15 protein-coding genes are annotated in these 10,856 nt (G+C 69.4%); 8 read left to right on the top strand and 7 right to left on the bottom strand.

Going from position 1 to position 10,856, the window contains the following annotated elements; all coding sequences use genetic code 11:
• Positions 1–9 precede the first annotated feature (9 nt).
• Complete coding sequence (locus GWI24_RS31995) at positions 10–633, bottom strand: sulfite oxidase-like oxidoreductase (RefSeq protein WP_020872041.1); 624 nt, start codon at positions 631–633, stop codon at positions 10–12.
• 158 nt (positions 634–791) lie between these two features.
• Between GWI24_RS31995 and bfr the strand changes: the two genes are divergently transcribed.
• A complete protein-coding gene (gene bfr / locus GWI24_RS31990) occupies positions 792–1,307 on the top strand; it encodes a bacterioferritin (protein ID WP_138911075.1) in 516 nt (171 codons plus the stop codon).
• A gap of 43 nt (positions 1,308–1,350) precedes the next feature.
• Here bfr and GWI24_RS31985 read toward each other — a convergent pair whose 3' ends face one another.
• From GWI24_RS31985 to GWI24_RS31975, 3 genes are all read right to left on the bottom strand, one after another.
• Positions 1,351–1,614, bottom strand: a complete 264-nt coding sequence (locus GWI24_RS31985; protein ID WP_210949536.1) for a bacterioferritin-associated ferredoxin — start codon at positions 1,612–1,614, stop codon at positions 1,351–1,353.
• A 149-nt stretch (positions 1,615–1,763) separates the two neighbouring features.
• Complete coding sequence (locus GWI24_RS31980; protein ID WP_086880966.1) at positions 1,764–3,113, bottom strand: class II 3-deoxy-7-phosphoheptulonate synthase; 1,350 nt, start codon at positions 3,111–3,113, stop codon at positions 1,764–1,766.
• A gap of 65 nt (positions 3,114–3,178) precedes the next feature.
• Complete coding sequence (locus GWI24_RS31975) at positions 3,179–3,583, bottom strand: ATP-binding protein (protein WP_308344154.1); 405 nt, start codon at positions 3,581–3,583, stop codon at positions 3,179–3,181.
• Positions 3,584–3,656: 73 nt separating this feature from the next.
• On the opposite strand from GWI24_RS31975, the gene GWI24_RS31970 reads away from it, so the two are divergent.
• From GWI24_RS31970 to GWI24_RS31940, 7 genes are all read left to right on the top strand, one after another.
• Positions 3,657–4,481: a helix-turn-helix transcriptional regulator gene (locus tag GWI24_RS31970; protein WP_210949535.1), complete on the top strand. Its 825-nt coding sequence runs from the start codon at positions 3,657–3,659 to the stop codon at positions 4,479–4,481.
• Entirely contained in the window at positions 4,465–4,650 is a 186-nt protein-coding gene (locus GWI24_RS31965) for a DUF397 domain-containing protein (RefSeq protein WP_210949534.1), read from the top strand. The genes GWI24_RS31970 and GWI24_RS31965 overlap by 17 nt, the downstream gene beginning before the upstream one ends.
• Before the next feature lie 97 nt (positions 4,651–4,747).
• Positions 4,748–5,038, top strand: coding sequence for a hypothetical protein (locus GWI24_RS31960; RefSeq protein WP_210949533.1), 291 nt, complete (start codon positions 4,748–4,750; stop codon positions 5,036–5,038).
• Positions 5,035–5,451 carry a PIN domain nuclease gene (locus GWI24_RS31955; RefSeq protein ID WP_210949532.1) on the top strand — a complete coding sequence of 139 codons (417 nt, stop codon included), beginning with the start codon at positions 5,035–5,037 and terminating at the stop codon, positions 5,449–5,451. Before GWI24_RS31960 ends, GWI24_RS31955 begins: the two co-directional genes overlap by 4 nt.
• 145 nt (positions 5,452–5,596) lie before the next feature.
• Complete coding sequence (locus GWI24_RS31950) at positions 5,597–6,133, top strand: hypothetical protein (RefSeq protein ID WP_210949531.1); 537 nt, start codon at positions 5,597–5,599, stop codon at positions 6,131–6,133.
• Positions 6,134–6,151: 18 nt separating this feature from the next.
• Positions 6,152–6,208 (top strand): trp operon leader peptide, encoded by a 57-nt coding sequence (locus tag GWI24_RS46980; protein WP_106516695.1) that lies wholly within the window; start codon positions 6,152–6,154, stop codon positions 6,206–6,208.
• A 93-nt stretch (positions 6,209–6,301) separates the two neighbouring features.
• Positions 6,302–8,233, top strand: coding sequence for an anthranilate synthase family protein (locus GWI24_RS31940; protein WP_210949530.1), 1,932 nt, complete (start codon positions 6,302–6,304; stop codon positions 8,231–8,233).
• Between the two features lie 350 nt (positions 8,234–8,583).
• Here the strand turns inward: GWI24_RS31940 and GWI24_RS31935 are convergent, their stop codons facing one another.
• From GWI24_RS31935 to GWI24_RS31925, 3 genes are all read right to left on the bottom strand, one after another.
• Entirely contained in the window at positions 8,584–9,612 is a 1,029-nt protein-coding gene (locus GWI24_RS31935; RefSeq protein ID WP_210949529.1) for a 6-phosphofructokinase, read from the bottom strand.
• Positions 9,613–9,793: 181 nt separating this feature from the next.
• A complete protein-coding gene (locus tag GWI24_RS31930; RefSeq protein ID WP_210949528.1) occupies positions 9,794–10,474 on the bottom strand; it encodes a response regulator transcription factor in 681 nt (226 codons plus the stop codon).
• Positions 10,471–10,856, bottom strand: a 386-nt coding sequence (locus GWI24_RS31925) for a sensor histidine kinase (RefSeq protein ID WP_210949527.1), incomplete at its 5' end; no start/stop codon positions are given. The genes GWI24_RS31930 and GWI24_RS31925, both read right to left, overlap by 4 nt.

The following is a 10,856-nucleotide window of genomic DNA, read 5'->3' as shown; positions in this document are numbered from 1 at the left end:
CAGCACCCCCTAGAGCTCCGGGCCGTCGCCCGGCTCCTCCTGGTAGGAGTAGCGCTTTTCCGTCCAGGGGTCGCCGATGTTGTGGTAGCCGCGCTCCTCCCAGAAGCCGCGGCGGTCGGCGGTCATGTACTCCACCCCGCGCACCCATTTCGGGCCCTTCCAGGCGTACAGATGGGGCACCACCAGCCGCACCGGAAAACCGTGCTCGGCGGTGAGCAGCTCGCCGTCCTTGTGGGTGGCGAAAATCGTGGTCTCCGCCATGAAGTCCGACAGCCGCAGATTCGAGCTGAACCCGTATTCGGCCCACACCATCACATGGGTGACATCGGGCGCCGGCGGTGCGAGCTTCGCGATCTCCAGCGAGGAAACCCCGCCCCATTCGGCGTCGAGCATGCTGAATTTGGTGACGCAGTGCAGATCGGCCACGACCGTCGAGTACGGCAGGGCCGAGAACTCCTCATGCGTCCAGCAGTGCTTTTCGCCGTCCGCCGTGGCGCCGAAGACCCGGAACTCCCATCGGTCCGGCTTGAACTTAGGGACCGGCCCATAGTGCGTAACCGGCCAACCGCGCTGCAGTCGCTGCCCAGGAGGCAGCTTCGCGAGCTCCCCCTCGCGGCTTTCCGACTGACCCATGGGCTCCATGGTCTCAGACCGCCGGGGGTGGTCGTGACCAGGGCATCAGGGACGGGCACAACTCGTACTAAGCGTGCACTTACTGGACGCCCCAACAGGCGCGGTGCGACGATGCGCGGAACCTGCCGTTCCCGATCGGATTGGAAGGAGCCCCTCCGATGCAGGGTGACCCCGAGGTCCTCGAGTTCCTCAACGAGCAGCTGACCGGCGAGCTGACCGCGATCAATCAGTACTTTCTGCACTCAAAGATGCAGGACCACTTTGGCTGGACTCGGCTTGCCAAATACACCCGGTCGGAGTCTTTCGATGAGATGAAGCATGCGGAGATCCTCACCGACCGCATCCTTCTTCTGGACGGGCTGCCCAATTACCAGCGGCTCTTCCATGTCCGGGTGGGCCAGACGCTGACCGAGATGTTCCAGGCCGACCGGCAGGTGGAGATCGAGGCGATCGACCGCCTCAAGCGGGGCATCGAGCTGATGCGGTCCAAGGCGGACATCACCTCGGCGAATCTCTTCGAGTACATCCTCGCCGACGAGGAACTCCACATCGACTATCTCGACACCCAGCTGGAGCTGATCGAGAAGCTCGGTGAGCCCCTCTACATCGCCCAGCAGATCGAGCAGCCCAGCGACAACGGCGACAACTACTCCGGGAGCGGCAAGGGCCACTGAGCCCGCGGCGGCAGAACTCGCGGCGACCGGACCGGTCCGCCGGTCAGGCCGCCTCGGCCGCCGTCGGCTCCGGGAGGGAAGCGGCAGCGGATGCCGCCGTCGCGGCCGTCGTCAGGACGACCGGGTCCAGCGCCTCGCGCCGGGGGCACGCACCGCGGCCCAGCAGCGCCTGGATCTTCCGCACGCACGATCCGCAGTCCGTGCCCGCCTTGCAGGCACCGGCGATCTGGCGCGGGGTGCACGCGCCCGTTTCCGCGTGCTGACGCACCTGCTGCTCGGTGATCCCGAAGCATGAGCAGACGTACACGGGCTCTCCAGCGGTGGCGTCGACGGTGGCTTGATCAGTGAGGTAACCCTTACCTTACCTGCCGCACCCGGCCCCCACAACGCACAGCGGGCGCGGATCGTTGTGATCCGCGCCCCACCTGCGTCTTTATGATCTCTACCGGCCGAGCTCTACTGGTCCCGGTACATCTCCGCCACCAGGAACGCCAGGTCCAGCGACTGGCTGCGGTTGAGTCGCGGGTCGCACGCCGTCTCGTAGCGCTGATGCAGATCGTCGACGAAGATCTCGTCGCCACCGCCCACGCACTCCGTGACATCGTCGCCGGTCAGCTCCACATGGATGCCGCCCGGATGGGTGCCGAGCTCCTTGTGGACCTCGAAGAAGCCCTTGACCTCGTCCAGCACATCGTCGAAGCGGCGGGTCTTGTGCCCGGACGCCGCCTCGAAGGTGTTGCCGTGCATCGGGTCGCAGACCCAGGCGACCTGCGCACCGGAGGCGGTCACCTTCTCCACCAGGTTGGGCAGCTTGTCGCGGATCTTGTCCGCGCCCATCCGGGTGATGAAGGTCAGCCGGCCCGGCTCGCGGTCCGGGTCGATCCGCTCGATCAGCGACAGCGCCTCTTCCGGCGTAGTCGTCGGGCCCAGCTTCACGCCCACCGGGTTACGGACCTTGGAGGCGAACTCGATATGCGCCCCGTCCAGCTGCCGGGTGCGCTCGCCGATCCAGACCATGTGCCCGGAGACGTCGTACAGCTCACCGGTGCGGGAGTCGGTGCGGGTCATCGCCGTCTCGTAGTCCAGGATCAGCGCCTCGTGCGAGGAGAAGAACTCGACGGTCTTGAACTCCTCCGGGTCCACCCCGCAGGCGTTCATGAAGGCCAGCGCCCGGTCGATCTCCCGCGCCAGCGCCTCGTAGCGCTGGCCCGAGGGCGAGGACTTCACGAAGTCCTGGTTCCAGGCGTGCACCTGCCGCAGGTCCGCGTAGCCGCCGGTGGTGAAGGCGCGCACCAGGTTCAGCGTCGAGGCCGACGCCTGGTACATCCGCTTCAGCCGCTGCGGGTCCGGGATCCGGGCCTCGGGGGTGAACTCGAACCCGTTGACGGAGTCGCCACGGTAGGTGGGCAGGGTCACCCCGTCCCGGGTCTCGGTCGGCTTGGAGCGCGGCTTGCTGTACTGCCCGGCGATCCGGCCCACCTTCACCACCGGGACGGACCCGGCGTAGGTCAGCACGGCGCCCATCTGGAGGAGCGTCTTGAGCTTGTTGCGGATCTGGTCGGCGCCCACGCCGTCGAATGCCTCGGCGCAGTCACCGCCCTGCAGCAGAAACGCCTCGCCCCTTGCCACGGCCCCCAGGCGGTGCCGCAGCGCGTCGCACTCGCCCGCGAAGACGAGCGGCGGATAGGACTCGAGCTCAGCGATCACATCGCGCAGAGCCGCTCGGTCCGGCCAGTCGGGCTGCTGCGCCGCGGGAAGAGACTGCCAGGTGTGGCCACCGGCGTGGGTTTCAGCGTTCACGGTCACCCGCACAAGGTTACGGGGTCTCCACGGCCGTCCAGCCCGCTGCCCACGGTGTGAGACGGCGCCCCTCACGCCTTGAGCTCGAACCACACCTTCTTGCCGGGCGCGCCCTCGGCGCGGTCGACGCCCCAGGCGTCCGTGATCAGCTCCACCATCGCGAGTCCTCGCCCGCTCTCGTCCCACGGTTGCGCGGTGCGCTTGACCGGTACGGCGGGCGAGGTGTCCCCCACCTCGACCCGCAGTTTCCCCTCCTCCGCGAGCAGCAGCACGGTGCAGCTCCGGTCGGGCACGTACTTGATCACGTTCGCCAGCAGCTCGGTCACGGCCAGCTCGGCGGCCTCGGCGAGATGCGGCATGCCCCACATGACGAGGTACGTACGGACCATACGGCGGATGTGGCAGGCCGCGTGCGCGGAGAGGGCCGTGAAGGTCAGGTGGTACTGGGGCGGCGGGTACGCGATGTCTTTGTTCACGCCACAAGGGTGGATCCGGACGATTACTGTGGGCTACCTCACGAACACAACGTGCTGGTTGTTGGGGGCTGTCATGCCGAACATCCGAAAGCTGGACCCGACCACGTCTCCGATGCATCATCTCGGCGCGGAGCTGCGCCGGTATCGGGAGGCGGCCGGTCTTACGCAGGACCAGTTGGGCGGGAAGGTGTACTGCACGGGGTCGCTGATCGGTCAGTACGAGACGGCGAAGAAGATCCCGACGCGGCGGTTCACGATGCAACTGGACGACACGTTGTGTACCGGCGGGGCGTTGTTGCGGCTGCTGGAGATGGCGTTGTGTTTTCGGGTGCCCCTGCAGGACCAGCAGTACGCGGACCTGGAAGCCGAGGCGGCCCAGGCGTACTTCTTCGAGCCGAACGTGGTGAACGGCTTGCTGCAGACCAAGGACTACGCACGAGCGGTGATCGGCGTGCTCGACAAGGACAGCCTTGATTCCCGGCTGGCGCATCGAATGGACCGGCAGCGTGTCCTACTACGAGAGAACCCGTTGCTGACGTGGGTGATTCTCGGCGAGGCGGCATTGCACCAAGCGGTCGGCGGCCCAGGGGTGATGCGAAACCAACTGGCCCACCTGTTGACCTTCCGCGACCAGGACTGGGTGAACATCCAGGTGCTGCCCTACTCGGCCGGAGAGCATGTCGGCTTTCAAGGTGCGTTCACATTGTTCCGCTTCGAGAAGGGACCGGATCTCGGCTTCAACGAGGACTACGAGGCGGGGTACTTGACCGCAAATCCGCAGGACATAACCGCCCGCACGCTCCGTTACGCTCACCTCCAGGCCGCCGCTCTGTCCATCCAGGACTCGGCAGATCTGATCGCCCACGTAATGGAGGAACGCTATGGGAAGCAGCCCTGAGTGGCGCAAGTCGAGCCACAGCAGCGACCAGGGCAATTGCGTGGAGGTCGCCGACATACCCGGCCGGATGGCCATCCGCGACTCCAAGAACCCCGACGGCCCCGTACTGCTCCTCTCCCCCGCCGCCTTCGGCGACTTCGTCACCGCCGCCGCGAACGGCACCCTCTGAACGACCGTGACCGCCGCCCGCCCTCGCGGACGGCGGTCACGACATGGCGAGGCAGGGTTCCGCCATACTGGGCACACACCTCGGGAGGTGATGCGGCATGGCTCACATCAGCATTCATGTGGACGACGAATGGCTGAGGATTCTGGCAGCGCGGGTTTCCGGGTACAGCCCGGAACACACTGTCCTGTCCGTGCTCCGGCTTGCCAAGGAGCAGGCTGTGCGCGACGCACTGGACTACAACGACCAGCATGGCTCACACCTGCCCATAGAGGAGGCTGTCGAGGCAGTGGCGAGCGGGCACAGGGCGGAAGCCCTCCAGCGCATTCGCGAGATGAGCGCCGAAGGTGCATTCGAGGAGCGGCCGGATGCCGCGCGTGGGGCGGCGTGAGCAGCGAGCGTTTCCTGATCGACACGTCGGCCTTTCACCGTCTGCACCGCAAGTCCGGAAACGACTGGGATGGAGCCGTAGCCGCTGGTCGTGTGCACTTATGCGATTACACCCGACTGGAGGTGCTGTACTCGGCCCGATCGGTCCGCCACGGCAATGATCTGAGGGTCCAACTCGACCAGTTCCCCTGGGTGCCATTGCCTGACCAGGCCGCGGATCGAGCCGCGATGGTCCAGATGCTGATGTTGCGGCGAGGCACTCACCGCAGCGCTGGTCCCGTCGATCTCCTGACGGCAGCCGTCGCGGAGCTTTCCGGCCTGACCCTCCTCCACTACGACAGGGATTTCGACACCCTCGCGGAGATCACGGAGCAGCCGACGCGCTGGATCGCCGACCCGGGCTCACTCGACTGAGCCGCAGGCAAGAGCGGTCATTCGGGCTTCCTGGGGCCACTTACGGCCATTTCGTGGAGAAACCGTGACGGAATCGTGCACTCCCCGGACGCTGTTCGGGTGACCGGCCCGCCCCGTGGCCGGTCCCCATCCGAAGGAGTGCCCCATGAGGAAGTTGCTCCGCCGCGGTGCCGCCGCCTTCGCGGCCGCCGCCTCGCTCGTACTGCTGTCGCTGGGCGCCACACCCGCCCAGGCGGACTCGTCGGCCATCGCGTCCGGGATGACCTGGACCGTGCTCGCGAAGGGGACCGACGGCACGATCAGGGTGGGCGCGGACTCCGCGACCGACGCGTACAACGGTGACACCGCCGCCACGGCGACGCTCCCCATGCTGTGCCTGAGAGTCAGCGGCAGCGCCGTGCCCACCGGGATCACCCCGGACTTCTACGCGGGCTGGGCACGCGGCACCGTGGCCGCGACGCCGCCCGTGCTGGGCAAGTCGCTGACCAGCCGGGCCGCGGCGGACGCGATCTGTGCGCGGTACTACGGCGCGGACTGGCGGGAGGCCGAGTTCCACGACGGCCGGTACGGCGCCAACCTGGAGGCGAGCGGCGGCTGGTCCTTCTGGGCGTACGGCTATGTCCCGGACGGCACCCGCTTCTGGACCGCGATCAACGATCAGCCGGCGAACCCCTGGAACTGATCCTGTAGGGTTTTCGACATGTTCGCGCGACTGACCATGACCTGGTGGTGGACCGCTCATCCGGCGGCCCACTGAATCGCGCACTCCCAAGATCTCGCGAAGGCCGCCCGAGGGGCGGCCTTCGGCGTTTCCGCGGGTCGTTCCTCATTCCGGAAGGAATCACCCGCCATGCAGAACCCCCATGCCCAGGCCGTCGTCGCACGGCTGCTCTCCGACGACGCGCCGCCCTTCGCCCTGCTGCACCGCCGCACCCCCGGCCGGGCGCCCGACACCGTCGAGGTGCTGCTCGGCCCGGTCGGCGAGGTGGAGCGGCTGACCGACATCCCGCTGCCGACCGGGACCCCGCGGAACGGCGCCCCGGTGGCGGACGCCCTCGCGCTGGTGCCGTTCCGGCAGATCCGCGAGCGCGGGTTCGAGGTGCGCGACGACGGGACGCCGCTGGCCGTGCTGCGCCCGGAGGAGAGCTACGAGCTGCCGCTCGCCGAGGCGCTGGAGGCGCTGCCCGGGCATCCGGTGCGGGTCGAGGACGGGGCGTTCGACGTGGACGACGACGCGTACGCGGACATCGTGAGCCGGGTCATCGAGGACGAGATCGGCACCGGCGAGGGTGCCAACTTCGTCATCCGAAGGACGTTCCGGGGCGAGATCCCGGGGTTCGGGAGTACCGACGCGCTCGCGCTCTTCCGGCGGCTGCTGGCCGGGGAGCGGGGCGCCTACTGGACGTATGTGGTGCGGCTGGCGGACGGGCGGACGCTGGTGGGTGCCAGCCCCGAGGTGCATGTGCGGATGTCCGGGGGGACGGTGGTGATGAATCCGATCAGCGGGACGTACCGCTACCCCGAGGGCGGGCCGAGCGCCGAGGGGCTGCTGGAGTTCCTGCACGACCGCAAGGAGGTGGAGGAGCTGTCCATGGTCGTGGACGAGGAGCTGAAGATGATGTGCACCGTCGGCGACATGGGCGGGACGGTGATCGGGCCCCGGCTCAAGGAGATGGCGCACCTCGCGCACACCGAGTACGAGCTGCGCGGCCGCTCCTCGCTCGACGTCCGGGAGGTGCTCCGCGAGACGATGTTCGCGGCGACCGTCACCGGCTCCCCGGTGCAGAACGCGTGCCGGGTGATCGAGCGCTACGAGCCCGGCGGGCGCGGCTACTACGCGGGGGCGCTCGCGCTGATCGGACGGGACGGCGGCGGCGCCCAGACCCTGGACTCGCCGATCCTGATCCGCACCGCCGACATCGACGCCGGAGGGTCGCTGAAGGTGGCCGTCGGCGCCACGCTCGTCCGCCACTCGGACCCGCGCGGCGAAGTGGCCGAGACGCATGCGAAGGCGGCCGGGGTGCTGACCGCGCTGGGCGTGCGGCCCGCGCCCGTACGGCCGGAGGAGGAGGGCCCGCGGCCGCGGCTCACGGACGATCCGCGGGTACGCGCGGCGCTGGACGCGCGGCGGGCGGACCTGGCGCCGTTCTGGCTGCGGATGCAAGCCCCCGAGGAACCCCGGATCGGGGGGTTGTCCGGGCACGCCCTGGTGATCGACGCCGAGGACACCTTCACCGCGATGCTCGCGCATCTGCTGCGCACCTCGGGGCTGACCGTGACCGTGCGGCGGTACGACGAGCCGGGGGTGCGGGAGGCGGCGCTGGCGCATCGGGGGCCCGTGGTGCTCGGCCCCGGTCCCGGCGACCCGAACGACACGGCCGACCCGAAGATGCGGTTCCTGCGGGCGCTGGCCGCCGAGCTGGTGGCCGGGCACCGGCACGGACTGCTGGGGGTGTGCCTGGGGAACGAGCTGATCGCGGCCGAGCTGGGGCTGGAGATCGTGCGCAAGGACGTGCCGTTCCAGGGTGCCCAGGAGCGGATCGACTTCTTCGGGCGCGAGGAGACCGTCGGCTTCTACAACACCTTCACGGCGCGCTGCGACGAGGCGGCGGAGACGGAGCTGGCGATGCACCGCGTGGAGCTGAGCCGGGACCGGGCGACCGGCGATGTGCACGCGCTGCGCGGGCCGGGCTTCGCCGGGGTGCAGTTCCACCCGGAGTCGGTGCTGTCGCGGGACGGGGCGGCGCTGGTGGCGGAGCTGCTGGCGGCCGTCCTGGTCTGAAGGGCCCATCGGCTCGGAGGACGGCTGGTCTGAAGGACCCAAGGCCCGGAGGACGGCGGGTCTGCGGGGTGTCCGCCGGATCTTTCCCTCCTTGCTCCTCCCCGCTCCTTCCCGCTCCTTCCCGCGGCATCGATATGCGGCTCCGCCGCCTGGCAGGGGCTTCGCCCCTGGGCCCCGGGGTCCGGGGTGGAACCCCGGTTTCGGGAAGGGGCGGGGAGGGGACGGCCCGCCGCAGGCGTCACCATCCGTCGGACACCCCCTGAAGGGTCCGTAGGCCCGGAGGGCGGCGTGACGATGGGCCGGGCGCGACTTCCGCGCCCGGCCCATCGCCGTACTGCACCCAGACGGCCTCAGCCGAAGAAGACCTCGGCCTCGGCGTAGAGCGAGGGATCGACCGTCTTGAGTCGTGCGGTCGCCTCGGCAAGCGGTACCCGGATGATGTCGGTGCCGCGCAGCGCGACCATCTTTCCGAAGTCCTCGTCCCGGACCGCGTCGATGGCGTGCAGCCCGAAGCGGGTGGCGAGCCAGCGGTCGAAGGCGCTGGGTGTGCCGCCGCGCTGGACATGGCCGAGGACGGTGGTGCGGGCCTCCTTACCGGTGCGCTTCTCGATCTCCTTGGCCAGCCACTCGCCGACCCCGGAGAGCCGGACATGGCCGAAGGAGTCCAGCGTGTCGTCCTTGAGGACGGCGTCGCCGTCCCTGGGCATCGCGCCCTCGGCGATGACCACGATCGGGGCGTAGCGGATCTTGAAGCGGGATTCGACCCAGGCGCAGACCTGGTCGACATCGAAGCGCTGTTCAGGGAGGAGGATGACGTTGGCGCCGCCGGCGAGCCCCGAGTGCAGGGCGATCCACCCGGCGTGACGGCCCATCACCTCGACGACGAGCACACGCATATGCGATTCGGCGGTGGTGTGGAGCCGGTCGATGGCCTCGGTGGCGATGTTGACGGCGGTGTCGAAGCCGAAGGTGTAGTCGGTGGCGGACAGATCGTTGTCGATGGTCTTGGGGACGCCGACACAGCGGATGCCGTAGTCGCCGGAGAGCCGGGCGGCGACGCCGAGGGTGTCCTCGCCGCCGATCGCGATCAGCGCGTCGACCTCCTGCTTGACCAGGGTCTCCTTGACCCGGCGGATGCCGTCCTCGCTCTTGAGGGGGTTGGTGCGGGAGGAGCCGAGGATGGTGCCGCCGCGTGGCAGGATGCCGCGCACCGCGCGGATGTCGAGGGGAACGGTGTCATTCTCGAGAGGGCCGCGCCAGCCGTCCCGGAAGCCGATGAAGTCATAGCCGTATTCCTGTACGCCCTTGCGCACGACGGCGCGGATGACCGCGTTGAGCCCGGGGCAGTCACCGCCGCCGGTCAGCACTCCGACCCGCATCGTTTCTTCCCTTCTCCCGTGGAATCCCGTGATTGGGCCCGGTACGGAGAGCCACGCTAACGGTGATCCAGGTCACACGGGATGGGGTGTCGGACGATTCCCGTGCGGATCAAGGGAGTTGGTTTTGAACTTCACCCGTACGAGGGGGTGACGCGGTGTCACCGGCCGCGGCCGGACGGTGTCAGGCGTCGTCCAGCCCGCGCTCGATGGCGTAGCGGACCAGCTCCACGCGATTGTGCAGCTGGAGCTTGCCGAGGGTGTTCTGGACGTGGTTCTGCACCGTGCGGTGCGAGATGACCAGCCGCTCGGCGATCTGCTTGTACGAAAGCCCCTTGGCCACCAGCCGCAGCACCTCCGTCTCACGCTCGGTGAGCTGCGGGGCGGCGGGCTGGTCGGCGGCGGTGGGGGCGGGCTCGCCCGCGAGCCGCCGGTACTCGCCGAGCACCAGGCCCGCGAGGCCGGGGGTGAACACCGGGTCGCCGGCCGCCGTACGGCGCACCGCGTCCAGCAGCTCCTCGGTGCTGGCCGACTTCAGCAGATAGCCGGTGGCCCCGGACTTGACCGCCTCCAGGACGTCCGCGTGCTCACCGCTCGCGGAGAGCACCAGCACCCGCAGCTCGGGGCGGTCGGCGAGGACCTCCTTGCACACCTCGACCCCGGGCAGCCCGGGCAGGTTGAGGTCGAGCACCAGGACGTCGGGCCCGGCGGCCTTGGCCCGGCGGACCGCCTGCGGCCCGTCCCCGGCCGTGGCCACCACGTCGAACCCGGCCTCGGACAGGTCCCGGGCCACCGCGTCGCGCCACATCGGATGGTCGTCGACCACCATCACCGTCACCGGGCGACCGTCGTGCTGAGCGGTCATCGTGCCGCTTCCCCCTTCTGCTTCGCCTTCTTCGCCGACGCCTTCGGAACCGTCAACTCCACCTCGGTGCCCTGCCCCGGCGCCGAGATCCACTCGGCGGTGCCGCCGAGGTCGCGCAGCCGTCCCCGGATCGACAGGGCCACCCCCAGGCGGCCCTCCGCCTCCGCGTCCGCCAGCCGCCCCTCGGGGATGCCGGGGCCGTCGTCCCGTACGGTCACCATCACCGCGTCCGGCTCGTCCTCCAGCAGGATCCAGGCGTGGGCGTCCTCCCCGGCGTGGACCCGTACGTTGTCCAGGGAAGCGCCGACGGCGGCGGCCAACTCCCCGGCGACGCCCGCCGGGAGGAACACCGGGGCCCCCGGTTCGGAGAAGGTGACCCGGG

Source organism: Streptomyces sp. MK37H (genome assembly GCF_018035285.1).
Lineage (GTDB): Bacteria > Actinomycetota > Actinomycetes > Streptomycetales > Streptomycetaceae > Streptomyces > Streptomyces endocoffeicus.
Note: the sequence above shows the minus strand (reverse complement) of the source record. Positions and strands in the feature narration are given on the sequence as shown.

What these genes read in the sequence shown, in the direction of transcription:
- GWI24_RS31995 (WP_020872041.1), bottom strand. Translation starts at nt 633, where the DNA reads ATGGGTCAGTCGGAAAGCCGCGAGGGGGAGCTCGCGAAGCTGCCTCCT.
- bfr (WP_138911075.1), top strand. Translation starts at nt 792, where the DNA reads ATGCAGGGTGACCCCGAGGTCCTCGAGTTCCTCAACGAGCAGCTGACC.
- GWI24_RS31970 (WP_210949535.1), top strand. Translation starts at nt 3,657, where the DNA reads ATGCCGAACATCCGAAAGCTGGACCCGACCACGTCTCCGATGCATCAT.
- GWI24_RS31965 (WP_210949534.1), top strand. Translation starts at nt 4,465, where the DNA reads ATGGGAAGCAGCCCTGAGTGGCGCAAGTCGAGCCACAGCAGCGACCAG.
- GWI24_RS31960 (WP_210949533.1), top strand. Translation starts at nt 4,748, where the DNA reads ATGGCTCACATCAGCATTCATGTGGACGACGAATGGCTGAGGATTCTG.
- GWI24_RS31950 (WP_210949531.1), top strand. Translation starts at nt 5,597, where the DNA reads ATGAGGAAGTTGCTCCGCCGCGGTGCCGCCGCCTTCGCGGCCGCCGCC.
- GWI24_RS31940 (WP_210949530.1), top strand. Translation starts at nt 6,302, where the DNA reads ATGCAGAACCCCCATGCCCAGGCCGTCGTCGCACGGCTGCTCTCCGAC.
- GWI24_RS31935 (WP_210949529.1), bottom strand. Translation starts at nt 9,612, where the DNA reads ATGCGGGTCGGAGTGCTGACCGGCGGCGGTGACTGCCCCGGGCTCAAC.
- GWI24_RS31930 (WP_210949528.1), bottom strand. Translation starts at nt 10,474, where the DNA reads ATGACCGCTCAGCACGACGGTCGCCCGGTGACGGTGATGGTGGTCGAC.